This window comes from Brucella tritici, assembly GCF_008932295.1.
Taxonomy (GTDB): Bacteria; Pseudomonadota; Alphaproteobacteria; order Rhizobiales; family Rhizobiaceae; genus Brucella; species Brucella tritici.
Window position 1 is genome coordinate 116716 of the sequence record NZ_WBWA01000004.1, and the last position, 26792, is coordinate 143507.

The following is a 26792-nucleotide window of genomic DNA, read 5'->3' on the forward strand; positions in this document are numbered from 1 at the left end:
GCTTCCGGCGCGGGCTGTAGTTAGGTTACGCTTTCCCATAAAGCAAGATGCACAGCAGGTTCAGCCTGTTTGTCCGGCAATCACAATTGGAGCATTTCCAGCAAAAGTGCGAAGCGGTTTTGCGTGGGAAAATGCGACGAAGCAAATATTCGAGCAGTTCCAGTGGCTCCGTTTGGGCCGAACCGCTCGAGGTGCGGGCGATAGGGTTCCTTTGATGGGCCATCCATGGGAAAAGCATGGACGTATCGGAAACTCTCTTTTAGAAACTCGTGACGGAGTTGATCGGGAGAGGGCTGGCTCCGCATGGTTCTGGGAGGAATGATGAGCACCAACGCAGTCCCCACGCAGTTTTCGCATGACCATCCGCTGTGGCAACCGGACGCTGGGCGCATCGCCGCCAGCAATCTGGAACAATTCCGCATTCGCGCAGAACAGCGCACGGATCTGAGCCTGCCGGACTACACTGCGCTGCATCGCTGGTCTGTCGAGGATCGCGGCGGGTTCTGGCAGCTTGTGTGGGATTTCTGCGAGGTTATCGGCGAGCGTGGCAGCACGGCCCTTGTCGATAAAGGCCATATGCGTGACGCAAAATTCTTCCCCGAGGCACGGCTCAATTTCGCCGAGAACCTGCTGCGCCATGAGGGGGGCGAGGAAGCCATCATCTTTCGCGGTGAGGACAAGGTCGAACGCCGCCTGACATGGGATGATCTTCACGCGCTGGTCTCGAAACTGCAGCAGTTCATGCTGGCGGAGGGGGTTCAGCCGGGCGACCGCGTGGCGGGGATGATGCCCAATATGCCGGAGGCTGTGGCCCTGATGCTGGCTGCTTCGTCCATCGGCGCGGTCTGGTCTTCCTGCTCGCCGGATTTCGGTGTGCAAGGCGTGCTGGATCGGTTCGGCCAGATCGAACCGAAGCTTTTCTTCGCCTGCGATGGCTACTGGTATAATGGCAAGCGCATCGAGGTTGCCGACAAGGTTGCTGAAGTGACGGCAAAACTGCCGGGGCTGAAGCGCTCCGTCATCGTGACTTATCTCGGCGAAGCGGAAGCCGTCGCCGCCAAGGCGGAAAAGGGCATGTCGCTCGACGCGGCTCTGGAGCCATTCAAGGCCAGGGACGTGGAATTCACGCGGCTCCCCTTCGATCATCCGCTTTATATCCTGTTTTCCTCCGGCACGACGGGCATACCGAAATGCATCGTGCACCGGGCTGGCGGCGTGCTGCTTCAGCACCTGAAGGAACACCGTCTTCATGCGGATATTCGCGACGGCGACCGTTTCTTCTATTTCACCACCTGCGGCTGGATGATGTGGAACTGGCTGGCTTCCGGCATCGCCTCCGGCGCCACGCTTCTGCTCTATGACGGTTCGCCGTTCTATCCCGATGGCAATGTGCTGTTCGATTATGCCGCCGCCGAGGGCATGACCTATTTCGGCACTTCGGCGAAATTCATCGACGCCGTTTTGAAAGCCGGTCTGAAGCCCGGCGAAACGCATGATCTGTCGGCATTGCGCACCGTCTCCTCGACCGGCTCGCCGCTATCGCCGGAAGGCTTTGCCTTCGTCTATGAGGCGGTCAAGGGGGACGTGCATCTCGCATCCATTTCCGGCGGTACGGATATCGTGTCCTGCTTTGTGCTGGGCGTTCCGACCGAACCGGTGTGGCTGGGCGAAATTCAGGGTGCCGGCCTTGGCATGGCCGTCGATGTCTGGAACGACGATGGCAAGCCGGTGCGCCGCGAAAAAGGCGAGCTGGTCTGCACCAGGGCATTCCCCTGCATGCCGCTGCAATTCTGGAACGATCCGGAAGGCGCGAAATATCAGGCCGCCTATTTCGAGCGTTTCGACAATATCTGGTGCCATGGCGATTTTGCCGAATGGACCGAGCATGACGGCATCGTCATCCATGGTCGTTCGGATGCGACGCTCAATCCCGGCGGCGTGCGTATCGGTACGGCGGAGATTTACAATCAGGTCGAACAGATGCCGGAAATCGCCGAGGCGCTCTGCATCGGGCAGGACTGGGACAAGGATGTGCGGGTGGTGCTGTTCGTGCGGCTCGCCGAAGGTGTGACGCTGGACGACGACCTCAAGGCGCGCATCAAGACCAAGATTCGCACCGGCGCCACGCCACGTCACGTTCCGGCAAAGATCGTTGCGGTTGCTGATATTCCGCGCACCAAGTCGGGAAAGATCGTGGAGCTTGCCGTGCGTGATATCGTGCACGGGCGCGACGTGAAGAACCGCGAAGCGCTTGCCAACCCGGAAGCGCTGGAGCTTTATCGGGATATTGTAGAGCTTCAAGGGGATTGATTTGGTTGCCGGATAACGAGCGCAACAAAATTTCGTTATCCGGTAATAAATAGCCACAGAACGCCACGCAAAGCCATTGCCTATTTGAAATTCACGGGACACTCTGGCCTGAACATAGCCCATCGCGAAAGTGGTGGTTGCCGGGCAGAACTTGTGGAGGACGAGTATGTTTGCATCGGGCATGAATTTCGGTCTTGGCGAGGAGATCGAAGCCCTTCGCGATACGGTGCGCCGTTTTGCGGAAAGCCGCATTGCGCCGCTGGCCACTGAAACCGATCGCAACAATGCATTTCCCATGCATCTTTGGCGTGAACTGGGTGAGCTTGGCGTACTCGGCATTACGGCGCCCGAAGAATACGGCGGTGCGGGCATGGGCTATCTCGCCCATTGCATCGCGATGGAAGAAATTAGCCGCGCTTCCGCTTCTATCGGTCTCAGCTATGGCGCGCATTCCAATCTCTGCGTCAATCAGATCAAGCGGAACGGTTCTCCTGAACAGCGCGCAAAATATCTGCCTAAGCTCATTTCCGGCGAGCATGTCGGCGCGCTCGCCATGTCCGAGCCGGGCGCGGGTTCCGACGTCGTTTCGATGAAGCTTCATGCTGAAAAGCGTGGGCAGACCTATGTGCTCAATGGCAACAAGATGTGGATCACCAACGGCCCGGATGCCGATGTGCTGGTGGTTTATGCCAAGACCGATCCGTCGGCAGGTCCGCGCGGAATCAGCGCCTTCATCGTTGAAAAAGGTTTCACGGGATTTTCGACCGCGCAGAAGCTCGACAAGCTCGGCATGCGCGGTTCCAATACCTGCGAACTGGTGTTCGAGGATTGCGAAGTGCCTGCCGAAAACCTGCTCGGGGCAGAAGGCAAGGGCGTCAATGTGCTGATGTCGGGTCTCGACTATGAACGCGTGGTGCTGGCTGGCGGCCCGCTCGGCATCATGGCGGCCTGTCTCGATGTCGTGGTGCCCTATGTGCATGAGCGCAAGCAGTTCGATCAGCCGATTGGCGAGTTCCAGTTGATGCAGGGCAAGCTTGCCGACATGTATGTGATCTTCAACGCCTCGCGCGCCTATACCTATGCGGTGGCGGCGGCCTGCGACCGGGGCGAGACGTCGCGCAAGGATGCGGCGGGCTGCATTCTCTATACGGCGGAAAACGCCACGCAGATGGCCTTGCAGGCGATCCAGTCTCTCGGCGGCAATGGCTATATCAATGATTATCCAACCGGGCGCCTGCTGCGCGACGCCAAGCTTTACGAAATCGGTGCAGGCACATCGGAAATCCGGCGTATGCTGATCGGACGGGAACTCTTTCAGGAGACCCGTTGATGGCGGTTCTGAAATCTGAAATCTCCACACGCAGCGCCAGTTTCGAGGCCAACCGCAAGGCGATGCTGGCGGCAATCGATATCGTGGCCGAGGCTTCGAGGATTGCCATTGATGGAGGCGGCGAGAAAGCACGCGAGCGCCATGTTTCGCGCGGAAAACTGCTCCCGCGCGAGCGCGTGGCGCAGTTGCTCGATCCGGGTTCGCCCTTTCTGGAAGTGGGGCTGACGGCGGCGCATGGCATGTATGGCGGCGCGGCTCCCTCGGGCGGGATCATCACCGGCATCGGGCGTGTATCGGGCCGGGACTGCATGATCGTCTGCAACGATGCGACGGTGAAGGGCGGCACCTATTATCCGGTAACCGTGAAAAAGCATCTGCGTGCACAGGAGATCGCGGGCGAGAATCGCTTGCCCTGCATTTATCTGGTTGATTCCGGCGGGGCCAATCTTCCTAATCAGGACGAGGTTTTCCCGGATCGCGACCATTTCGGGCGCATCTTTTATAATCAGGCGCAAATGTCGGCAGCGGGTATTCCGCAGCTCGCCGTGGTCATGGGGTCATGCACCGCAGGCGGCGCTTATGTGCCTGCCATGAGCGACGAGACGGTGATCGTGCGCAATCAGGGCACGATCTTTCTGGCCGGTCCGCCGTTGGTGAAGGCCGCAACCGGCGAAGTGGTGACAGCGGAAGATCTCGGTGGCGGCGATGTGCATACAAGGCTGTCCGGCGTGGCCGATCATCTGGCCAATGACGACGCCCATGCCTTGCAGATTGCGCGCGCCATCGCGGCCAATCTCAACAGCGAAAAACGCTCCTTCATTCCGAAGGGCGACGGTGCTGCTCCGCTTTACGACCCGGAAGAACTGCTCGGCGTGGTTTCCGCCGATACGCGCATTCCCTATGATGTGCGCGAAGTGATCGCGCGGCTGGTCGACGGCTCGGACTTCGATGAGTTCAAGGCGCGCTATGGCACCACGCTGGTTTGCGGCTTTGCCAGTATCTACGGCATGCCTGTCGGGATTATCGCCAATAATGGTGTGCTGTTTTCCGAAGCGGCCACCAAGGGCGCGCATTTCATCGAGCTTTGCTGCCAGCGCAATATTCCGCTGATTTTCCTGCAAAATATCACCGGCTTCATGGTTGGGCGCAAATATGAGGCCGAGGGCATTGCTAAGCATGGCGCCAAGCTGGTGACAGCTGTGGCAACGGCCAATGTGCCGAAAATCACCATGCTGATCGGCGCATCCTATGGTGCGGGCAATTACGGCATGGCGGGGCGGGCCTATTCGCCGCGCTTCCTGTGGACCTGGCCGAACAGCCGCATTGCGGTGATGGGCGGCGAACAGGCGGCGGGCGTACTGGCAACCGTCAAGCGCGACGGGATCGAACGCACCGGCGGAACGTGGTCGGCGGAAGAGGAAGCGGAGTTCAAGCGCCCGACGCTAGACATGTTCGAGCGCCAGAGCCACCCGCTTTATGCCTCGGCGCGGCTTTGGGATGACGGCATTGTCGATCCGCGCAAGAGCCGCGAAGTGCTCGGCCTGTCGCTTTCCGCCACGCTGAATGCACCCATCGAGCCGACACGCTTCGGCTTGTTTAGAATGTGAGGCAATCAGATGTTCAAAAAGATACTGATTGCCAATCGCGGAGAAATTGCCTGCCGGGTCATTCGCACGGCGTGCAAGCTTGGCATTGCCACCGTCGCGATCTATTCCGATGCCGACGCCCAAGCGCTGCATGTGGAGATGGCCGACGAGGCGGTTCGTGTCGGCCCTGCCATTTCTGCGCAAAGCTATCTGAATGTCGGTGCGATCATAGAGGCTGCGAAGGAAACCGGCGCAGAGGCTATCCATCCGGGCTATGGGTTTCTCTCCGAAAATGCACGTTTCGTGGACGCGGTTGAAGCCGCCGGGCTTGTCTTCATCGGCCCATCGGCCAAAGCCATTCGCGCCATGGGGCTGAAGGATGCCGCCAAGGCGCTGATGGAAAAGGCTGGCGTGCCTGTCGTTCCGGGTTATCACGGCGATAATCAGGATGGAGCCTTCCTCAAAAGCGAGGCGGACCGTATTGGTTATCCCGTGCTGATCAAGGCACGCGCAGGTGGCGGCGGCAAGGGCATGCGCCGCGTCGATCAGGCGGCGGATTTCGCAGCAGCACTGGACAGCGCGCGCCGCGAGGCAGAAGCCTCATTTGGCGACAGCGCTGTGCTGGTGGAAAAGTACATGACCAAGCCGCGCCATATCGAGGTGCAGGTCTTTGGCGATGATCACGGCAATGCGGTGCATCTCTTCGAGCGCGATTGCTCACTGCAACGTCGCCACCAGAAGGTGATCGAGGAAGCGCCAGCACCCGGCATGACGCCGGATATGCGCACGGCCATGGGCGAGGCTGCAGTGAAGGCCGCCTTGGCCATTGGCTATTCCGGCGCAGGCACGGTGGAGTTCATCGCCGATGTTTCGGAAGGGCTGCGGCCTGACCGGTTCTTCTTCATGGAAATGAACACACGCTTGCAGGTGGAGCACCCGGTGACGGAGGCGATCACCGGCCTCGATCTGGTCGAGTGGCAATTGCGCGTGGCCTCGGGCGAAGTCTTGCCGAAGCGACAGGACGAACTTGCCATCCATGGCTGGGCCTTCGAGGCGCGGCTTTATGCCGAAGACCCGGCGCGTGATTTTCTGCCTGCAACTGGCAAGCTTGCACTTTTCGCCCCACCGGAACAGGCGCGTACCGATTCCGGTGTGCGAACCGGTGACACGATCACGCCGTTCTACGATCCGATGATCGCCAAGATCATCGCCCATGGCGCAACGCGCGATGAGGCACTGAACCGGCTTGATGCGGCACTAAACAAGACCCGGATTGCGGGCCTCGTCACCAATCGCCAGTTTCTGTCGGCGCTTTGCAACCTCGAAGCTTTCCGTACCGGTGATGTCGATACCGGCCTGATCGCACGCGAGACGGCGACACTGTTCGCCGATAAGCAGCCTTCGGATATCGCATTTGCGCTCGCCGCGCTTGGTGCGCTCGATCTCCTGGATGCGCCACAAAACAGAGCCCCACAAAACGGAGCCCCACAAGGCGACCCATGGTCGAGCCTGCACGGGTTCCGGCTTTGGGGCGAGGCATCGCGCTCGGTTCTGATCGATCATCACGACGAACGCCGCACGGTCAGCTTCACGACGAGGGACGACGGGCATTTCGGCTTTGCTCTCGGCACCATCGAAATTCGTGAGCATAAGAACGGGCTGGTTCGCTTTGCTGTCGATGGCCGCGTGTCTGAGGCGTCCGTGATGCACATCGGGCATGATGTGACGGTGCAAGTCGACGGTCGCGACACCATATTTCATCATGTGCTGTCTGCCGGAGCGGAAGACGACGCCGCCACCGAAAGCCGCATTTTGGCGCCAATGCCGGGACTGGTACGGCTTGTATCCGCCGTGGAGGGCGCTAGCGTTGCCAAAGGCGATCTGCTGGTGACGATGGAAGCGATGAAGATGGAACTGTCACTGACCGCGCCGCGCGACGGCAAGGTTGCGACGGTGACGGTCGCAGCGGGCGATCAGATCAATGAAGGCGCGCTGCTTGTCGAATTGGAGGAAGACCATGGCTGACCATGTCGAAATCGTTGAAATGGCAGCACGTGACGGGCTGCAAAACGAGAAGCGCTTTGTGCCGACGGCCGACAAGATCGCGCTGATCGACCGCCTGTCCGATTGCGGCTATGCCCGCATCGAGGCGACGAGTTTCGTCAGCCCGAAATGGGTGCCGCAACTGGCCGATGCGGCAGAGGTGATGGCCGGCATTCGTCGCGCCGATAGCGTGCGCTATTCGGTGCTCGTGCCGAATATGAAGGGCTATGAGGCGGCGGCAGCCGCCAATGCGGACGAGGTCGCGGTCTTCATTTCCGCTTCGGAGGGTTTTTCGAAAGCCAATATCAACTGCACGATCTCTGAGAGCATTGAGCGCCTGTCGCCGGTTATCGGTGCGGCGATCAATGACGGGTTGGCTATACGCGGCTATGTCAGCTGCGTTGTCGAATGTCCCTATGACGGACCGACCGCGCCGCAGGCCGTGGCCGAAGTCACCGAGCAACTGTTCTCGCTCGGTTGCCATGAGGTGAGCCTTGGCGACACGATTGGGCGCGGTACGCCGGACAAGGTTGCGGCCATGCTGGATGCAGTACTGGCGATTGCGCCCGCACATAGTCTGGCGGGCCATTATCACGACACGGGAGGCCGCGCCCTCGACAATATCCGCGTCAGTCTGGAAAAGGGCCTGCGGGTTTTCGATGCTTCGGTCGGCGGCCTGGGCGGCTGCCCGTTTGCGCCTGGTGCCAAGGGCAATGTCGATACGGTTTCCGTCGTCGAAATGCTGCATGAAATGGGTTTTGAAACCGGGCTCGATCTGGACAAGCTGCGGTCAGCGGCATTGTTCGCGCAGGCACTGCGGCAGGATAAAGCTGCATGAGCGACTTTGAGACCATCGATGTTGCGATTGATGCACGTGGCGTTGCAACGCTGACGCTGAACCGGCCGGAGCAGCACAATGTGCTGTCCGGCCTGATGATCGATGAACTGACCACCGCGACGCTGCATCTCGCCGATAATGCGGCGGTCAGGATTGTCGTTCTGACCGGCGCGGGTAAAAGCTTTTGCGCGGGCGGCGATCTGGGCTGGATGCAGGCGCAGATGAATGCCAGTCGCGCGCAGCGGATTGAAGAAGCGCGCAAGCTTGCCCTGATGTTGAAGGCGCTCCGCGATCTGCCAAAGCCGCTGATCGGGCGCGTCAATGGTCAGGCCTATGGCGGTGGTATCGGTCTCATCAGTGTCTGCGATGCGGCGATCAGCGTTTCCGGCGCGCGCTTCGGGCTGACGGAAACAAAGCTCGGCCTGATACCGGCCACCATCAGCCCCTATGTGGTGGCGCGCATCGGGCAGGCGAATGCGCTGCGCACATTCACCTCGGCGCGGCTTTTTGATGCCGAGGAAGCACGGCGGATCGGGCTGGTCCATGACGTGGTCGAGGTGGAACGTCTCGATGCGGCAGTGGAGGCTGAGATCAAACCCTATTTTTCCACCGCGCCCGCCGCAGTCGCCGCTTCCAAGCGGTTGGTTCACGCGCTGGGCGCGCCGATAGACGAGGCGGTGATCGACATGACGCTCACCCGCCTTGCCGATACATGGGAAACACCGGAGGCCGCGGAAGGGATCGCGGCCTTTTTTGCGAAGAAATCACCGTCATGGAAGGGAGGAGACTAAGACTTTGGGAGGAGCCGATTTTCGTTGTAGTTGCGGGTACTTGGCGCTTGCAATCGAAAGCCGGAAATGCATTCTTATTACATCATGAAAGCGCGCTCCCGGTCTGGAGCATGATTCCGAAAGAGCTGATGCTGTTTCGGATAATATTATGGCTCTGGCCTCTTTGAGGCGGCGGTGTGGTGTGCTTTTGGATTGACCCTTTGAGATCATGTGATGAACAAAAGGGAGGGCCCGGCAATTCGGTAGCGCAGATGCGTTGAGATTTGACCGGCAAGGGTTGTCTCGGGGCCGTCGGAGGACGCTGCCCCACCAAAGGAGAAAAAGAATGAACCTGAAACTTCTGTCCAGCGTGGCTTTCGCAGCTACACTCGGCTTTGCCAGCACCGCTTATGCAGACATCACCATTGGCGTGGTTGCACCGCTGACGGGGCCTGTCGCCGCTTTCGGTGACCAGGTGAAGAAGGGTGCGGAAACCGCCGTTGAAGTCATCAACAAGGCTGGCGGCATCAAGGGCGAGAAAGTCGTTCTGAAGTTTGCCGACGATGCCGGTGAACCGAAGCAGGGCGTTTCCGCCGCCAACCAGATCGTCGGTGACGGCATCAAGTTCGTCGTCGGCCCGGTCACGACCGGCGTTGCCATCCCTGTTTCCGACGTGTTCTCGGAAAACGGCGTTCTGATGGTCACTCCGACCGCCACCGGCCCGGATCTGACCGCTCGCAATCTGGAAAACGTGTTCCGCACCTGCGGCCGCGACGACCAGCAGGCTGAAGTCATGGCCGACTATGTCCTGAAGAACTTCAAGGACAAGAAGGTTGCCGTGATCCACGACAAGGGTGCCTATGGCAAGGGTCTGGCCGACGCTTTCAAGGCGGCGATCAACAAGGGCGGCATCACCGAAGTCCATTATGATTCGGTCACGCCGGGCGACAAGGATTTCAGCGCGCTCGTCACCAAGCTCAAGTCGGCTGGCACTGACGTCGTCTATTTCGGCGGCTACCATGCCGAAGGCGGCCTCCTCTCGCGTCAGCTTCATGATGCTGGCATGCAGGCACTGGTACTGGGCGGCGAAGGCCTGTCCAACACCGAATATTGGGCAATCGGCGGCACCAATGCACAGGGCACGCTCTTCACCAATGCCAAGGACGCCACCAAGAACCCGGCTTCCAAGGATGCTATCGAAGCGCTGAAGGCCAAGGGCATCCCGGCTGAAGCTTTCACCATGAACGCTTATGCTGCTGTGGAAGTCATCAAGGCTGGTATCGAGAGCGCCGGTTCGGCTGACGATTCCGCTGCGGTTGCCAAGGCGTTGCATGAAGGCAAGCCGATCGAAACCGCTATCGGCACGCTGACCTATGGCGCAAACGGCGACCTCAGCTCGCCGAGCTTCGACATCTTCAAGTGGGATGACGGCAAGATCGTCGGCCTCGAATAAGATCGTCGTGGTTTTAGAATAGAAAAACGCCGGGGTTTTCCCCGGCGTTTTGCATTTGTGAAGCTGAAAATTGTCAGGAACCGGTATAGCCGAGTTCCGCCTCAATGGCCTCGAATGTCTTTTCCATCGCGTAGGTGGGGCTCAAGGGAAAGCCGAAATGTCCGTAGGCAATGGACATCTGCCGTTCGGCCTTGCTTTCGCTGCCCTTCGCGACTGCCGCCACGTAGAGCGCCGCAGCCAGGCCGGTACGGTCGGCACCGGATTTGCAATGGATGAGTACCGGCTTTTCCGCATTCTGCATCAGGGCGATGAGCTGTCTGGTTTGCGCGCGGTTCAGTTCCCGCCTCGACGACATTTCGAAGTCAGCGTGGTTGATGCCGAGCGTCTTTGCAGCCGTGATCTCATCATCATACCATTTCGAGCCCGGTTCAGGCCCGCGCAGATTGATGATGGTCTTGATGCCGTAAAGCTTTTGCAGGGAGGCAATGCGTGCAGCATCGGGCTGGTTGGAGCGATAGGCCTGCCCGTCGATGATGGTGTGCACGTTGCCCTTATATTGCAGCGTATAAAGATAACCGCCCATGACGCTCAAGCCGACAAGCAGCCCAAGCCCGGCCATCCAGGCGTAAGTGAAGGACCAATCGACATATTTCCGAAAAAACGATATAGGAGCCTTATTCGAATGCAAGTAAATCATAAAATATATCTGCTTGAAAATTTCTTCTTGGATTTCGCGGCAAATATACTAAGATTTAGACTTAATCTTGTCCAAACGAACAAGAATTTCATTTTTTCTGTTTGAGTTATTTTTAAAATGCCATCCTGCGAATGTGTGGGAAATGTGTTGGAGCAAGCGTCTGCGTCAGTTTGTGGTGTCGGTAAATCGCGTTGGTTTTTCGTGGCTTAAGCTTCGGTTAACCATGACTGTTTAATCTACGATCATGTGCTGGGGCAGATAGCGGAGCAGGTTTATGCAGCGCTACAGATTTGACGATAAACGAATTCTGATCGAGGCGATTGTTGAGTTACTCAACCGGGGCGTAGAGCCCGACGAACTCGATCTTGTGCTGAGCCGGATCGGTCCGGTCGATCTTGATTTGATGCGGCAATGCCTGATCGAGGTGTGGAACTACAACCATCCCGATGTGGCGGAAACGCCGATGGCGGCCTGACGACAGGTTCTGCGGCCCCTTTGGGCGCAAAGCTTCAGGCGTCGGAAACGAATATCATGAGCGACGATCTGCGGAAGCGGGTTGAACGCGGACGACATGGCGCACGATCAGGCGCTCACGGAAGAATACGGCAGTTTCAGGCAACGGTTTGTGGGCCGAAACTGTCGGGGCAGGGCCGGGTTGAACCGGTTTTGGAGCAATCTGGCTGCTGCCCGCAATGTCATATTCCTGAAATGCAGACGGGTTATATCCATATGCGTATCGGGAATTCACTTGGGATCGTGACCACGGATGTACTGGCGCAAACTCAGGTGAAAGCGGAAGGTCGGGTTCAACCCGGCCTTTTTCGCTTTTGGGATGTCTCTGAAGGGCGCAAAGCAACTGCGCAGGGGGACTGGTTCGGTCCGAGCAGATAAGCCCATATCAAAAAGAGTTCGAATACTGACGGCAGGCGAGTTCCAGCAGGGTTTGATTCGAGAAATGGCTTCCGATGCAGATCCTGATGTTGCTCCGTTCCACCGGATGTAGCGGAAGCATTTTCTCTGCTTGATAAATACCGTATGAGAGAAGTTGCACGACGCCATTTCCAGAGGCGGCGCGATCTTATTTTCAATCACGGAAACCGTTCATGATACGTCATATCGTTCTCATCAAATTCAGTCCCGAAGTCGGAGCAGCGCAGATCGAAGAGGAGCTGCAAGCCGTCGTAGCCCTCAAGGACAAGATTGGCGGCATCCTGTCCATCACGGCAGGCGAAAACAACAGCCCGGAAAATCTCGAAAAGGGATACCGGCACGGCTTTGTGGTCGATTTCACGGATAGCGCGGCGCGGGACGCTTATCTTCCTCATCCCGAACACGCGAAGGTCGGCAAAAGCCTCGTTGAAGCAGCAGAAGGCGGTATCGAAGGCATATTGGTTTTCGACTACGCGCTCTAATTATTTGTTTTAAAGCGCATCCTGAAAACCGTTTCACACTTTTCGGGATTCGCTCTAAAGCACCAGCCCACCCACTCCCATGCGGGAAAGATCGTCGGCGGAAAGCGCAATACCAGCCATCAGGCGATCCAGCACCCAGTCGAGACTGTTTTCGCGGGCGCTGCGGGCCGATCCGGGCGCAGCGACAATATATTTGCCGTCGTGCTGGCCCAGAACCAGCAGATTGCCGGGATCGACCGGCATGCCGATGCGCAGGATTTCGCCGCCTGACATGCGGATCGACTGCGGTACGATATCCGCCTCGTCAGCAACCGCCGAGGCGCTGAAAATCACGATGATGTCGCAGGCCGGGCTGACTTCCATGATCGCTGCTGCCAGTGCTGACTGATCATGCGCGACGCGCTTTTCGCAAACAAGCGTCCCGCCATTTCGGGCAGCCCGCTTTTCCATCAGCTCGCGGGTCTTCTCAAGAACCGTCTCGCGGATCGAAGGGAGGCGCGACTGGATCAGCCCGATCCGCGCGCCATTGAAGGGATAGATGTGCAGGGCAGGCCGCGCATCGGGGCCGATTTCCCGCAACAGGGCTTCCGGCACGGCAAAAGGAATGATCTTGACGGTGGCGATCATCTGTCCGGCTTCCACCCGAACATGATTGCGCAGTGTTGCGATCGAAATCCGCGCATCATGCGCATTGATCGCATCGATACGGTCGGCATCTGCCGAAAATACGCCGTTCTTCCGGGCATGCAGGTTGACCCGCCCGGTCGTAGCGCCGCCGATCTCCACTTCGGCAGAAGCAAGCATGCTCCCAACGGCAAGTGCGGCCTGATCCTCGCCGATATCGCCCTTTTCCAGGCGTGCAGCCAGAACCGAGCCTATGCCTGCCTCCCGCAACAGAGCGAGATTGAGGCTATCGAGAACCGTGCCTTTGCGTAAAGTGAGCGCACCTGCCGTCATCGCATAGCCGAGAATTGCACCTTCGGCTTCATCGAGTGGCATTTCGGCAAATATCATTTCTACCCCCAATTCCCTCGCGCATTTTCAATAAGCATACATGGCGGGGAAGATAAACCGTCTCTGTGCTCCGGTTCTTTGTCGAAGGTCATCCCGCTCCATAAACGTCGGGCGTGGGTGGGGATGAAAGTCGTTTCACAGTTTTCGGGATGTGCATAATTCGCGGTAAATTCCTATCACGATCCCGTTTATTCACGGGATAAGCGGCGGTTTTCATCTTGCAAAGCCCATGCTTTGGGCCTATTCGCTCCGCCGCACCTGACAATTGGCGACCCATTTAGGCAGCCGTCGGATGTCGATCCCTTTACGAGGATCAATAGTTTAGAACATGTCTCCCAAAAGTGGGAACCGGTTTCGGGATAAAGACATGCGTGAAACAAAGAGACAGAGCCGTTCCTGCGACTCCGTTCTAACCGGAACCGCTCTCGGACCAGACGTACGCTATAAAAAATGGTTAGAGCGCATTGCCTAATATGACGGCCCGCATCAGCGATAGGGCCGGATTGTTCGAACAAAATGCCCAATTTTGGGCGCGACATTACGATCCAGCACAATTTTCGTCAGGCACGTGACAAACGGGATTATTCGTTATAACGGTACTTTTGGAAATTTCAGAATTTACCGAAAACTAGGAAATGACGCATGCGCCGGAGATGAAACTCTGCGCGCAGGATGGAAAGACAAATGAAACACGGCACCCCCCGGACGATCGTTTCGTTCGCCGTCTTGGCCCTCACGGCGTTTCTCGCCGGCTGCGAGAACCAGGTCCTGCTTTCCCCGAAAGGGGAAGTCGGCATGGCAGAACGCGATCTCATCCTTTTTGCGACCGGCATCATGCTGCTTGTCGTGCTTCCCGTCATCTTCATGACGCTTTACTTCGCATGGAAGTACCGCGCCTCGAATGAAAAGGCGGATTACCAGCCCGACTGGCACCACTCGACCAAGATCGAGCTGGCCGTCTGGCTCATCCCGTTGGCGATCATTGTCGTTCTCGGCTCGGTCACCTGGATCAGCACCCACAAGCTTGATCCGTATCGCCCGCTGGAATCGAACGCGAAGCCGATCAATGTCGAAGTCGTCGCGCTCGACTGGAAATGGCTTTTCATTTATCCGGATCAGGGCATCGCCACCGTCAACGAGATGGCAATGCCGGTCGATGTGCCGGTCAACTTCAAGCTGACCTCCAGCAACATCATGAATTCCTTCTTCATCCCGCAGCTCGGCAGTCAGGTCTACACCATGCCAAGCATGCAGACGAAGCTGCATCTGGTTGCCAATCATGCAGGCGAATTCGACGGTATCTCCGCCAACTATAGCGGTCAGGGCTTTGCCCAGATGCGCTTCAAGGCACATGCCTACAATCAGGCCGACTTCGACAAGTGGGTGGCCGATGTGAAGGTAAAGGCGAATGGCGAAGAACTGAGCCGCGACCGTTACGCCTCGCTGGTCCAGCCGAGCGAAAAGGTTCCGCCGCAGTTCTTCACCTATAGTGACCAGGCGCTGTTCCACAACATCGTGAACCGCTGCTGGGACGGCAAGTCCGTCTGCCTCGACGATGAAATGCATCGTCAACAGATGATCCGCGAAGCCCGCTCAAATCTGCGCAAGTCTTCGCCTGTCGATTTCAGCCAGTGGGCGAGCGACATCATCTGCGCAGTCCAGCCGCAGCGCCTTTCGCAGCTCGAAAACTGATGTGCCGATAGGTTCGTGATCTCGCAAGAGGTCACGGCCATCCGCATTCAATCCTTTGTTTCACGCGGTTCCGGAAAGATGGCCGTCTTGTGCCGTCCCGGAATTGCTCCAATCGAAGCGTGATAAAAATGTTCGGAAAACTTACGCTCGAAGCGATACCCTATCACGAGCCAATCATCATGGTCACTTTGGCCGCGGTGGCTGGCGGGGCACTCGCTATTCTGGCAGCCATTACCTACTATCGCAAATGGGCTCCGCTCTGGAACGACTGGCTGACGTCGGTCGACCACAAGCGCATTGGCGTCATGTACATCATTCTGGCACTCGTGATGCTGTTCCGCGGCTTCTCGGATGCTGTCATGATGCGCGCCCAGCAGGCTCTTGCCTCGGGTGCGAATGAAGGCTTCCTGCCGCCGCACCATTACGATCAGGTCTTCACCGCTCATGGCGTGATTATGATCTTCTTCGTGGCGATGCCCTTCATCGTCGGCCTGATGAACTTTGCAGTGCCGCTTCAGATCGGCGCGCGCGACGTGGCTTTCCCCTACCTCAACTCGCTCAGCTTCTGGCTGACGGTTGCCGGTGCGATCCTCGTCAACATCTCGCTCGGTGTCGGCGAATTCGCCAAGACCGGCTGGCTGGCCTATCCGCCGCTCTCCGGCAAGGAATTCAGCCCGGATGTCGGGGTGGATTATTATATCTGGGCCTTGCAGATTTCCGGTATGGGTACGCTGCTTTCGGGCGTGAACCTCATCACCACCATCATCAAGATGCGCGCGCCCGGCATGAGCATGATGCAGGTTCCGGTCTTTACCTGGACCGCTCTCTGCTCGAACGTGCTGATCGTTGCTGCCTTCCCGATCCTCACCGTCACGCTGGCCCTGCTTTCGCTGGACCGCTATCTGGATTTCCACTTCTTCACCAATGATGCCGGTGGCAATCCGATGATGTATGTGAACCTGATCTGGATCTGGGGACACCCGGAAGTCTATATTCTGGTTCTGCCATGCTTCGGCATCTTCTCGGAAATCGTGGCAACCTTCTCCGGCAAGCGCCTGTTCGGCTACAAGTCGATGGTTTACGCCACCGTTGCGATCACCATCCTGTCGTTCCTGGTCTGGGTCCACCACTTCTTCACCATGGGTGGCGGTGCCAACGTCAACGCCTTCTTCGGCGTGGCGACGATGATTATCTCGATCCCGACAGGGGCGAAGGTCTTCAACTGGCTCTTCACCATGTATAAGGGCCGCGTTCGCATGGAAACGCCGGTCATGTGGACCATCGGCTTCATGTGCACCTTCGTCGTCGGCGGCATGACGGGCGTTCTGCTTGCAGTTCCGCCAGCAGACTTCGTGCTGCACAACTCGGTGTTCCTGATTGCCCACTTCCACAATGTGATTATCTCGGGCGTTCTGTTCGGCTGCTTTGCCGGTCTCGTCTACTGGTGGCCGAAGGCGTTCGGCTTCAAGCTGAATGAACGTCTGGGCAAGAATGCATTCTGGTGCTGGCTCGTCGGCTTCATCCTGGCCTTCATGCCGCTCTACGTGCTCGGCCTGATGGGCATGACCCGTCGTCTGAACCACACCGAAAACCCGGCATGGCACATCTATCTGATCGTTGCTGCGGTCGGCGTTGCGATCATCCTTTGCGGTATCGTGTTCCAGGTTCTGCAGATCGCGGTTTCGATCCGCGACCGCGAAAAGCTGCGCGACAACAACGGCGACAGTTGGGGTACGGGCCGTACGCTGGAATGGTCGCTGGCTTCGCCGCCTGCCTTCTACAACTTCGCCGAAGTTCCGCATGTGCGTGATCATGATGGCTGGTGGGATATGAAGCAGAACGGCTATGTGCGCCGTACCGAAAAGTTCGCGCGTATTCATATGCCGAAGAACACCGGCACCGGCTTCATCATCGGCATTCTGAACATTCCGCTCGGCTTTGCCCTGGTGTGGCACATCTGGTGGCTGGCGATCGCCTCTGCCCTCGCTGTGCTGGCCGTTGCCATCGCTCACTCCTTCAATAATGACAGAGACTTTTACGTCTCGGCCGAAGAGGTGCAGGAAGTCGAAGACCTCCGTACCCGGCAACTGACTGCTCAGGAGGCCTGATTCCGATGAGCGCAAGCATTTCAACCGCCGCGCCGTTCACGGGTGGAAACGAGCACCCTGCTCACGAGGACCATCACGATGCAGGGTCGACCACACTGGTCGGCTTCTGGATCTACCTGATGAGCGACTGCGTCCTCTTCTCAGGGCTCTTTGCAACCTATGCCGTTCTGGCGCATCAGTTCGCGGGCGGTCCGACCGGCCGTGAACTGTTCGATCTGAACTTTGTTCTGATCGAAACCATGCTCCTGCTGGTGTCGTCGCTGACCTATGGTCTGGCAACGCTTTCGATGTTCAGGAAGAACCGCGCAGGCGTTCTGTTCTGGCTGGGCGTCACCTTCCTGCTGGGTGCAGCCTTCCTCGTGATGGAAATCTATGAATTCAATCACCTGATCCATGAAGGCGCGGGTCCGGGCCGCAGCGCGTTCCTCTCCGCCTTCTTCGCGCTGGTGGGAACCCATGGTCTTCACATCACGTCCGGCCTGATCTGGATTCTGGTGCTTTCCGCCCAGCTTCTGCGTGACGGTCTGACGGAAAAGAACCAGACGCGCGTGATGTGCCTCAGCCTCTTCTGGCACTTCCTGGATATTATCTGGATCGGCGTCTTTACCCTTGTCTATCTGTTGGGTGTACTGTGATGAGCTCTGCACACGAAACACATGACCACGGCGCGAGCCACGGCAGCCTGAAGACCTATCTGATCGGTTTCGTGCTGGCGGTTGTCCTCACCGTTGTCCCATTCATGCTGGCCATGAACGGCTATTTCACGCCGGGAACCACCGCTGCCATCGTGCTCGGTATCGCTGTCGTCCAGATTCTGGTGCATCTGGTTTACTTCCTGCACCTTGATCCGAAGTCGGAAGGCGGCTGGAACATTCTGGCGCTCATCTTCACGGTCATCATTCTGGCTATCGTGCTTGCCGGCTCTATCTGGGTCATGCATCACCTCGATACCAATATGATGCCGATGTACATGTCGCCGGAAGACGTGCGCAATCTGCCGTAATACCAAGTCTCGTTGAGGCTGACTCATCGAGACTTGTTAAGCCCGTGCGGCGATAGAGCATTTTCAGGGCGCGGATAGCGCAAGCATCTTAGCGCCCTGCTATAAAAGGCTCGTCAAACACATTCCCTGCACCACAACCCTGCAGGGAATGCATCTGTGAGCCTCGCAAAACAACTGGCCTGACGGCCCGTGATCGCGGCTTTATCCTCCCTCTCTCCCCCAAAGCCGCGTGGCGTCCCGGTTCCCTCCGGGACGCCTTTCTTTTTGGCTGTCCGTCAAAGAGGTGAGAGTAACATTTCCTGTAAAATTTTAATCAACTTGCTGTAAGTGCGATGTTGTATTTTGTAAAATAAAGATGATTGCAATCAATATCTAAGTGTAGAAAATAATAATATACGCCCTAAATTTACCATTATTGCGCATGTTGTTTGCATAGTGTACTATATCAACATAGATTAGCTCGTGTTTGATACTTATTGCGTCTCTGTTTGATCGCTAATCTGGAGAAGATGCGATGTCTTTATTTAAGGGAATGCTTATTAATAATCGTATTCTTGGTGCGGCTGTTATTGCTGCGGCTCTGTTCACGCCCGCCATCGCCTCGGCTGCAACGGCCTATGTCTCGGCCTCGGTCAATGTCCGCTCAGGCCCCGGTTCCAATTACGGGCGGCTTGCGGCTCTTCCTGCCGGTGCAACAGTCAATGCTGGTTCCTGCCGCAACGGCTGGTGCCAGATCTACAACGGTAGCAGCGTTGGCTGGGTTTCGGCGCGCTATGTCCGCTTCGGTTCCTATAGCGGTCCCGCCTATGCAGCACCGTCCAGCACCACGGTGATCGTCAATAATGACGGCTACGGTGACGGTTTTGGCCTCGGACTTGGACTTGGCTGGGCGACCGGCGGCTATTGGGGTCCCGGCTGGGGCGGTGGCTGGGGTCCAGGCTGGCGCGGCGGACCGAACTACGTCAACGGCTGTATCGGGCGTAACTGCCAGTCCAATCGTGGCGGCTGGAATAACCATTGGGGCCGCGGCCCGCAGAGGAATGGCCGTGGTGGATGGGGCGGACACGGATGGCCCAATGGCCAGATACGTCGTAACTGGGGTCCCGGTCCGGTGATCCGTCAGGGTGGTTTCGGCGGCTTTAACCGTCCGACATTTGCCAATAACGGCTTCGGCGGTTTCAGAGGCGGAATGGGCGGTGGCGGCATGCACTTCGGCAATATGCGCCCGATGCATGCCGGTCGCTGACAGGCGCCCGTCGAAACTGCAACATTGCCAAACTTGATCAGGTCGTTTCTCCCTCCTCCCAATGACCTGATGGACGGCTCGCCAGCAGCACCCCCGCCGGCGAGCCGTTCCGCTTAGAGCGCATCCCGAAAAGTGTGTAACGGTTTTCGGACAAGATGCGCGTAAAAAGCGTTGGAGCGTTGATCTGATTCAATCAGGTCGAAGCGCGCTTGGCGGTCCTGTTTTCGCAATCAAGGCGGAAGATGTGCTTGACTGGTTCAATCCTGACGGGAATTTGCAATGGTGTGGTAACGTTAATACTCCATTGACTGAAATGGTCCATATCTAGCGTTGTTGCTTGGACTTCCGTTCTCCCTATGGTAATCCCTGAATCGTCCTGGGCTGGGGGTGATGAACGGGACGCCGCCAGGCGACCGCATAGACAGGAACCGGACAGTAGCGCGTATGACTTGGAGTAACAGGACGATACAGGGAAGGAGCATCGCCGTGCTTTTGCTGGCGGCGCATTTTTCCTCCTTCGCGATGTCGCCTGCATTGGCGTTCGAGATCTTCGGTGTTCGTCTGTGGGGCGAGGACAAGAAGGAAGATCCCGATATCATCGACCCCAAGACCTACACTGTCGAGGTCACGACCACCGGCGACCGCAAGAATGCGGACGGCACGGAAGCCGATCTGAAATCCACGATTGAAGGCGCTTCAGGCCTCGTATCCGATGCAGAAAGACCTGCTTCTGGCTCAGCCGGCCTACTGGCCAAGGCGCGCGGCGATTATCGCCGCATTCTGTCCGCGCTCTATGGCGAGGGCCGCTATGGCGGCACGATTTCTATTCTTGTCGACGGCCGTGAGGCAAACGACATTCCGCCCGACGCGGAAATCCCCAATGATGCCAAGGTTGCGATCACCGTCGATCCCGGCCCGCAATTCCTGTTTTCGCGCACGGCGATTTCCAATATTGCGCCGCCGCCGGTCGACAAGCGCGATCATGTGCAGTCGCCGGAAGATGCGGGCTTTGCGCCCGGACAGGTAGCGCGATCCGGCACGGTCATCAAGGCCGAACGCCTTGCCGTCGAGGCATGGCGCCAGCAGGGCTATGCCAAGGCGCGGGTTACCGGCGAAGACATCGTCGCCGACCATGCCGACAACCGGGTGGCCGCGGATGTTTCGCTCGACCCCGGCCAGAAGGCGCATTACGGCCCGGTCAGCGTCGTTGGAACGGCGCGCATGGACCCGCAATTCGTGGCCTGGATGACCGGGCTGAAAGAGGGCCAGGAATTCGATCCGGACGATATCGAGAAAGCCAAGAAGCGTCTCGGTCGCATGGAAGTATTCCGCGCCATGAGTTTCGAGGAAGCCGAAAAGATAGAGCCGGACGGCAGCCTGCCGATGACGCTCAACGTGCAGGAGCGCAAGCCGCGCCGCTTTGGCTTCGGTGCTGAATATTCGACCATCGACGGTTTCGGTCTGACCGGCTACTGGATGCATCGCAACCTGTTCGGGCGCGGCGAACGCCTGCGTTTCGACGCCAAGATCAGCGGCATTGGCGGCACACAGGACAATTCCTTCGACCCGAAGAACTTTACCTATCTTCTGGGTACAACCTTTACTAAGCCGGGCGTCTATACGCCGGATACGGATTTTGTCGCATCGCTCGACGCCAAGCGCGAAGTGCTGGATGCCTATACCGAAACTTCGATCAATGCGAAGACCGGCTTCACGCAGATATTCAGCGATGAATTGTCAGGCGCGCTCTATGCCAAGGCGAGCCAGGGTCACTTCGATGACGACGTCTTCGGTTCGCGCAGTTTCACTACGGCAGGACTGGAGGGCAATCTCCTCTATGACAGTCGCAACAACAAGCCGGACCCGAGTTCGGGCTTCTATCTGGAAGGCAATATCCAGCCCTTCTACGAATTCCAGTACGGCAATTTCGCCACCCGCTTCACCGCCGAAGGCCGCACCTATTACGGCTTTGGCGAAAAGGATCGCGTGATCCTCGCAGGCCGTCTCAAGGTCGGTTCTATTGTCGGTGCCTCCATCGAGGACCTGCCGCCGAGCCAGCTCTTCCTGGCAGGCGGCGGCGGCTCGGTTCGCGGCTATGGCTATCGCAATATCGGCGTCAGCGCAGGCAATGGCGAGATCATCGGCGGGCGCTCGCTTGTCGAGGCCAATGGCGAAGTGCGCACCCGCATCACCGATTCCATCGGCGCGGTGGCATTTGTCGATGCCGGTTATGTCGGCGAAAAGTCGTTTCCCGATTTCTCGGAACAGATGCGTGTCGGCGTCGGTGGCGGTCTGCGCTATCTGACCGGTCTCGGACCGATCCGCCTCGATGTCGCCGTTCCGCTCAACCGCCGCTCAGGCGATCCGAGCTATGGCTTGTACGTAGGTATAGGACAGGCGTTTTGACCAGATTTCTCGCAATCATCGCCTTCGTCGCTTTCGCCGTCACGGCAGTCATCTTCGGCTGGCCGGAGCGGGAAGCTCCGGTGCTGGCCCACGCTCAGGAAAATGCTCAGGTAAATACTGGAGCACAACAGCCGGGCAGTTCGGAAGCTCAGCCCGAAGAAGAGAAATCCTATTTCCTGTCTTTCGTGGAAAGCCAGCTTTCCGCGCCGAACCGCCGCATTTCCATTTCCGGCATCAGCGGTGTTCTGTCTTCGGAAGCAACCGTCGGCTCGATCACCATTGCCGATCGCGAGGGCGTCTGGCTGCGTATCGAGAATGCCAAGCTGAACTGGAGCCGCACCGCGCTTCTCGTTGGCCGTCTCAGCATCCAGTCCCTTGCCGCCGAGCGCATCGACATCATTCGCAAGCCATTGCCTGACAACAGCCTGCCGTCGCCGGAATCGTCGACATTCAGCCTGCCGGACCTGCCGATTTCGATCAATCTCGATCAGCTTGCCATTGCGCGCCTGCATTTTGGGCCGGAGATTTTCGGCCTCGAATCGGAAGTGTCGGCCAATGGCAGCCTGTCGCTCGCCGATGGTTCGCTGGATTCCAATTTCGACATCAAGCGTCTTGACGGTCCGGGCGGAAATTTCGCGCTTCGCGCGGCCTATGCCAATTCTGACCAGAAGGTCGATCTCGACCTGAAAGTTTCGGAACCGGCCAATGGCATCGTCGCCAACCTGCTGAATATCGATGGCCATCCTCCGGTCGATCTCACTTTGAAAGGCGCCGGTCCGCTTGACGAGTTGAAGGTTGGCCTGGCGCTCGATACCAATGGCAGCCGCACGCTGACAGGCGAATTCGCGCTCAACCGGCAAGGTCAGGCGCCCGATGGCGGACGTGTTTTCTCCGCCCGTTTCAATGGCCCGATTGCGGTTCTAGTGCCGCCGGTATTCCGCGATTTCTTCGGTGCCGATACGGTTCTTTCCGCAGATGGCTTCCTCAAGGATGCAGGCGGTTTCCGTCTCGACGATCTGGCGTTGAACAGCGCTGCCTTGAAGCTGAAGGCTTCTGCCGAAACCGGCAATGACCGCTTCCTGAACAAACTGCGTATCGATGCTTCGATTGCCGATGAAAGCAAGGGGCGCGTGCTCCTGCCGGTCAAGGGCGCTGAAACCTATATCGACAATGCAAAATTCCAGGTCGCTTATGGTGATCGCCCGACCAATGACTGGACGGGAACGCTTGCCATTGCCGGTCTCAAGAACGCAACGATTTCTGCCCAGAGCATTGCACTCGATATGGGCGGCGTTGCTGAAAACCTGGATGATGCCGCCAATCGCCATATCACCTTCAAGGTCAATGGCGGGATGGACGGCATTTCGGCAGAACGTGCGGAAATTGCCGAGGCGCTTGGAAGCAAGATTGCGCTTGCCATCGACGGCGCGTGGCGCGCCGGTTCGCCGGTTGAACTGGCGCAAGCCAATATTGCCGGCAACGGTCTAAGCCTCGACCTCAAGGGCAATATTGACGATTTTGCCTTCAATGGCGATATCGCTGCCAAGATTGCAAGCCTTGCGCCTTTCGGCGCTCTGGCAGAACGGGACCTGGCCGGCAGTATCGATGTCAATGCCAAGGGCATCGTTCGCCCGGTCAGCGGTGCATTCCAGCTCGACCTCAACGGTACGGCGCAGAACATGCGCACCGGCACGGAAGCGGTTGACCGCATTCTCGATGGCGCTGTCAACTTGAGCGGTGCGCTTGGCCGCAGCGCGGAAGGATTTTCGGCGCGTGGTTTCCGCATCGGCAATGAGCTGAGCGAGATCACCGCCAATGGTTCCTTTGCATCCGACAAGGCAAGTTTCGATTTTGGCGTGATGCTGTCCGATCTCAAGCTTCTTTCGGATCAGGCATCGGGCCGGATGACAGTCAAGGGCAGCGCGCGCGGCGACGACAAGCTGATCGCGCTGGCATTGCGCGCCGATGCGCCGGAGGGCACTCTGGCGGGTCGCAAGCTTTCCGAAGGCGGTCTCGATTTCAATGCCATGCTTGATGGCAATGCAAAGACAGGTGCTGCCCTTTCCGGCAAGCTTGCTGGCAGTGCATTCCTCAATGGCCAGCGTGTTGATCTTGGAACGCTGATCGACATCGTTAACGACGAAAAGCGCCTGACCGACCTCGTCTTCAATGCAGGCGGTGCGCATCTTTCGGGCAATGTCACCCAGACCGCGAAAGGTCTCCTGACGGGCGCGCTGAAGCTCGATGCACCGGATATTTCCACCGCCGCAGCCCTGGCGCTGGCAGAGGCGACCGGCGCGGCCAATGCCGACATCACACTTGACGCCAATGACGGCCGCCAGAATGCATCGATCACAGCCAATGCCAAGGACATCAAGGTCAATGGCAATCATATCACCTCGGCTGACATTGCCCTGACGGCAAAGGACCTGTTCGGGGTGCCGGTGGTTGACGGCAATGCCGCGGCGCGCGACATCATGGTCGGCACGTTCGGCATCGACAGCTTCGATGCCAAGGCCAACGCAACCGGGTCGAAGACCGATTTTACTGCCAACACCAAGCTGAAGATCGGTACGGTCGCCAGTGCTGCCGGTTCGCTGGAACCGAAGGATGGCGGTTTTGAACTGGGTCTCGCCTCAGCCAATGTGAAGCAGGGCACGCTCAGCGCCAATCTGGCCGCGCCCGCCACCATTTCCATGAAGGGTGAGGAAATCTCCTTCGGCGATATCATCATCAATACGGGGGCGGACGCCAGTGCCGGTCAGGTCAAGGTGAATGGCGTGGTCGATGGCCGTCTCGATCTTTCGGTTGCCCTTTCCAACCTGCCGCTGGCTCTCGCCAATACGTTCAAGCCGGAACTGGGGCTGGGCGGCACGATCAACGGCACGGCGCGCATCACTGGCACGAAAGAAGCGCCCGATGTCGCCTTCGACATGGCGGCGCGCGGCGTGACCGCAGCCGAGCTTAAAAAGCAGGGCATTGCAGCTCTCAATGCGGATGCCAAGGGTACTTCGGCCAGTAATCGGCTCAATGTCGATGCGCATGTAACCGGAGGCGGCGGCATTGATGTGCGCGCCAATGGCGGCGTGCCACTCGGCAAGGGAGACCTCGCCATCGACGTCAATCTCGCCAATCTTCCGCTGACGGCGCTGAACGGTGCGGTCAAGGGACAGGATCTTGCCGGTAATGTTACCGGGACAGCGCGTGTGACAGGGCCGCTCACCAATCCTGCGGCGACGTTCAATCTGCGCGGCACCGGTCTTGCGGCCAAGCCGCTGCGTGATAACGGGCTTGCGCCTCTGACCCTGCAAGCTGCCGGCAGCTACGCCGCCATGGCCATCGACTTTTCGTCGTTGACCGTCGATGGTCCACGCGGCCTCAATGTCACCGCCAATGGCAAGGTGCCGTTCTCGGGACAGGGGCTTGGCGTCAATGTCAATGGCAGCATTCCGCTGGCGCTCGCCAACCGCTTCCTGGCGGATCGCGGTGCGCAGGCAAACGGTACGCTGACGCTGACGGCCAGCGTTTCGGGCGGTTTCAACCGTCCGCAATTGCGCGGCATGTTCTCCACCAATGGCGCAACCTTTGTCGATCCGGACACCAATGTCCGCCTCAACAATATCAATGTCATGGGCAGCCTGGATGGCGAAACCGTCACGCTGCGCCAGGTCAATGCCGCGCTCAGCAGTGGCGGATCGGTTTCTGCCAGCGGTACGATCTCGACCAATGCCGAAGCGAATTTCCCGGCCAATATAGAGATCAAGCTCAATCGCGCCCGCTATGCCGACGGCAAGCTGGTCGTGGCAACCGTCGACGGCGGGATCACCATCAATGGACCGCTGATGCGCGATCCGCTGATTTCAGGCCGCATTGATGTCGATAGGGCAGAAATCTCGGTGCCTGAAAATCTCGGCGGCGGCGCGGCCTATGTTCCGGTTCGCCACAAGAACACGCCGAAGAATGTTCAGGTGACGCTTGATCGCGCCAAGGTCGAAACGCGCCGCAGCCGGGTGCCGACGCCGACAGCGCGTCCGACCGTGCCGCGCCTCGACGTTCTCATCAATGCGCCCAACCAGATTTTCGTGCGCGGTCGTGGCCTTGATACGGAACTGGGCGGACGTCTTCGCCTGACCGGACCTGTGACCGACATCAAGCCGGTCGGCTCCTTCGACATGATCCGCGGTCGCATCGGCATCCTCGGGCAGCGCATTACCTTCGACGAAGGCCATGTCACGCTGGTGGGTGATCTCAATCCGCAGCTCAACTTCGTTGCCCGTTCGGAAGGCAATGAAATCACCGCAATCGTGACGGTGACGGGCACGGTCGATAATCTCGACATCAAGTTCTCGTCGACACCGGAATTGCCGCAGGATGAAGTGCTGGCGCAGTTGATCTTCAAGCGCTCCATCGGCGAATTGTCGGCGTTCCAGATCGCGCAGCTTGCGGCTGCTGCGGCAGAACTTGCGGGCGGTTCCAACAACTCGCTGATGAACAAGCTGCGCGCCGGGACAGGTCTCGACGATCTCGATGTCGTGACGGATGACAAGGGCCAGACGGCAGTTCGCGCCGGTCGCTATATCCGCGACAATATCTATCTGGGCGTGGAAGCGGGTTCAGGTGGCTCGACCAAGGGCACTGTCAATCTCGACATCACCCGTAACCTGAAAGCCAAGGGGTCGCTGGGTGCTGAAGGCGATTCCAGCGGCGGTATCTTCTACGAAAAAGATTATTGATCGCCGCCAATTATTGAAGGCAATCCTGGCCGGGTTTCATGACCCGGCCTTTTGCTATCTAAATACAATCCAGAATGGTGACCTTGGGCAAAAGCCACATTTTAGCCATCAAATAGCCATGACATACATATGCTTGCCGCATTTGCCTTGG

At 58.3% G+C, this 26792-nt stretch carries 19 protein-coding genes; 16 read left to right on the top strand and 3 right to left on the bottom strand.

The genetic code is table 11. From position 1 onward, the window contains the following. Window positions 1-321 precede the first annotated feature (321 nt). The 7 genes from F9K91_RS06365 (at window position 322) to F9K91_RS06400 (ending at window position 10330) form a co-directional block, all read left to right on the top strand. The gene (locus tag F9K91_RS06365; protein WP_151677454.1) at window positions 322-2310 is read left to right on the top strand and encodes an acetoacetate--CoA ligase; all 1989 of its coding nucleotides are present in this window, start codon (window positions 322-324) and stop codon (window positions 2308-2310) included. A gap of 181 nt (window positions 2311-2491) precedes the next feature. After that, on the top strand, window positions 2492-3640 hold the full coding sequence (locus F9K91_RS06370) for an isovaleryl-CoA dehydrogenase (protein WP_208852683.1): 1149 nt from the start codon (window positions 2492-2494) through the stop codon (window positions 3638-3640). Further along, entirely contained in the window at window positions 3640-5247 is a 1608-nt protein-coding gene (locus F9K91_RS06375; protein WP_151677456.1) for a carboxyl transferase domain-containing protein, read from the top strand. The genes F9K91_RS06370 and F9K91_RS06375 overlap by 1 nt, the downstream gene beginning before the upstream one ends. Before the next feature lie 9 nt (window positions 5248-5256). Beyond that, the gene (locus F9K91_RS06380; RefSeq protein ID WP_151677457.1) at window positions 5257-7251 is read left to right on the top strand and encodes an acetyl/propionyl/methylcrotonyl-CoA carboxylase subunit alpha; all 1995 of its coding nucleotides are present in this window, start codon (window positions 5257-5259) and stop codon (window positions 7249-7251) included. Next, entirely contained in the window at window positions 7244-8107 is an 864-nt protein-coding gene (locus tag F9K91_RS06385; protein ID WP_151677458.1) for a hydroxymethylglutaryl-CoA lyase, read from the top strand. Before F9K91_RS06380 ends, F9K91_RS06385 begins: the two co-directional genes overlap by 8 nt. Further along, window positions 8104-8898 carry a crotonase/enoyl-CoA hydratase family protein gene (locus tag F9K91_RS06390; protein WP_151677459.1) on the top strand — a complete coding sequence of 265 codons (795 nt, stop codon included), beginning with the start codon at window positions 8104-8106 and terminating at the stop codon, window positions 8896-8898. The genes F9K91_RS06385 and F9K91_RS06390 overlap by 4 nt, the downstream gene beginning before the upstream one ends. 325 nt (window positions 8899-9223) lie before the next feature. Beyond that, window positions 9224-10330 carry a branched-chain amino acid ABC transporter substrate-binding protein gene (locus F9K91_RS06400; RefSeq protein WP_151557090.1) on the top strand — a complete coding sequence of 369 codons (1107 nt, stop codon included), beginning with the start codon at window positions 9224-9226 and terminating at the stop codon, window positions 10328-10330. A 73-nt stretch (window positions 10331-10403) separates the two neighbouring features. Here the strand turns inward: F9K91_RS06400 and F9K91_RS06405 are convergent, their stop codons facing one another. Continuing rightward, the gene (locus F9K91_RS06405; protein ID WP_151677507.1) at window positions 10404-10997 is read right to left on the bottom strand and encodes a tyrosine-protein phosphatase; all 594 of its coding nucleotides are present in this window, start codon (window positions 10995-10997) and stop codon (window positions 10404-10406) included. Window positions 10998-11301: 304 nt separating this feature from the next. Here F9K91_RS06405 and F9K91_RS06410 point away from each other — a divergent pair, with 304 nt between their 5' ends. After that, the gene (locus F9K91_RS06410) at window positions 11302-11502 is read left to right on the top strand and encodes a hypothetical protein (RefSeq protein ID WP_010657850.1); all 201 of its coding nucleotides are present in this window, start codon (window positions 11302-11304) and stop codon (window positions 11500-11502) included. A 269-nt stretch (window positions 11503-11771) separates the two neighbouring features. Here the strand turns inward: F9K91_RS06410 and F9K91_RS06415 are convergent, their stop codons facing one another. Beyond that, a complete protein-coding gene (locus F9K91_RS06415) occupies window positions 11772-12119 on the bottom strand; it encodes a hypothetical protein (protein WP_151677460.1) in 348 nt (115 codons plus the stop codon). A gap of 11 nt (window positions 12120-12130) precedes the next feature. Between F9K91_RS06415 and F9K91_RS06420 the strand changes: the two genes are divergently transcribed. After that, window positions 12131-12439 (top strand): Dabb family protein, encoded by a 309-nt coding sequence (locus F9K91_RS06420; RefSeq protein WP_151677461.1) that lies wholly within the window; start codon window positions 12131-12133, stop codon window positions 12437-12439. Between the two features lie 54 nt (window positions 12440-12493). On the opposite strand, the gene F9K91_RS06425 is transcribed toward F9K91_RS06420, so the two are convergent. Then, a complete protein-coding gene (locus F9K91_RS06425) occupies window positions 12494-13453 on the bottom strand; it encodes a molybdopterin-binding protein (RefSeq protein ID WP_151677462.1) in 960 nt (319 codons plus the stop codon). Window positions 13454-14137: 684 nt separating this feature from the next. On the opposite strand from F9K91_RS06425, the gene cyoA reads away from it, so the two are divergent. From cyoA to F9K91_RS06460, 7 genes are all read left to right on the top strand, one after another. Then, window positions 14138-15145 carry a ubiquinol oxidase subunit II gene (cyoA, locus tag F9K91_RS06430; protein WP_151677463.1) on the top strand — a complete coding sequence of 336 codons (1008 nt, stop codon included), beginning with the start codon at window positions 14138-14140 and terminating at the stop codon, window positions 15143-15145. A 128-nt stretch (window positions 15146-15273) separates the two neighbouring features. Further along, entirely contained in the window at window positions 15274-17253 is a 1980-nt protein-coding gene (gene cyoB, locus F9K91_RS06435) for a cytochrome o ubiquinol oxidase subunit I (protein WP_151645772.1), read from the top strand. Between the two features lie 5 nt (window positions 17254-17258). Beyond that, window positions 17259-17888 (top strand): cytochrome o ubiquinol oxidase subunit III, encoded by a 630-nt coding sequence (cyoC, locus tag F9K91_RS06440; protein ID WP_151557077.1) that lies wholly within the window; start codon window positions 17259-17261, stop codon window positions 17886-17888. Further along, window positions 17888-18256: a cytochrome o ubiquinol oxidase subunit IV gene (locus F9K91_RS06445; RefSeq protein ID WP_010657856.1), complete on the top strand. Its 369-nt coding sequence runs from the start codon at window positions 17888-17890 to the stop codon at window positions 18254-18256. The genes cyoC and F9K91_RS06445 overlap by 1 nt, the downstream gene beginning before the upstream one ends. Before the next feature lie 514 nt (window positions 18257-18770). Continuing rightward, window positions 18771-19502, top strand: a complete 732-nt coding sequence (locus F9K91_RS06450; RefSeq protein WP_151677464.1) for an SH3 domain-containing protein — start codon at window positions 18771-18773, stop codon at window positions 19500-19502. A 444-nt stretch (window positions 19503-19946) separates the two neighbouring features. After that, window positions 19947-21908 carry an autotransporter assembly complex protein TamA gene (locus tag F9K91_RS06455; RefSeq protein WP_459562242.1) on the top strand — a complete coding sequence of 654 codons (1962 nt, stop codon included), beginning with the start codon at window positions 19947-19949 and terminating at the stop codon, window positions 21906-21908. Further along, window positions 21905-26641 (top strand): translocation/assembly module TamB domain-containing protein, encoded by a 4737-nt coding sequence (locus F9K91_RS06460; RefSeq protein ID WP_151677466.1) that lies wholly within the window; start codon window positions 21905-21907, stop codon window positions 26639-26641. Before F9K91_RS06455 ends, F9K91_RS06460 begins: the two co-directional genes overlap by 4 nt. Window positions 26642-26792: the final 151 nt, after the last annotated feature.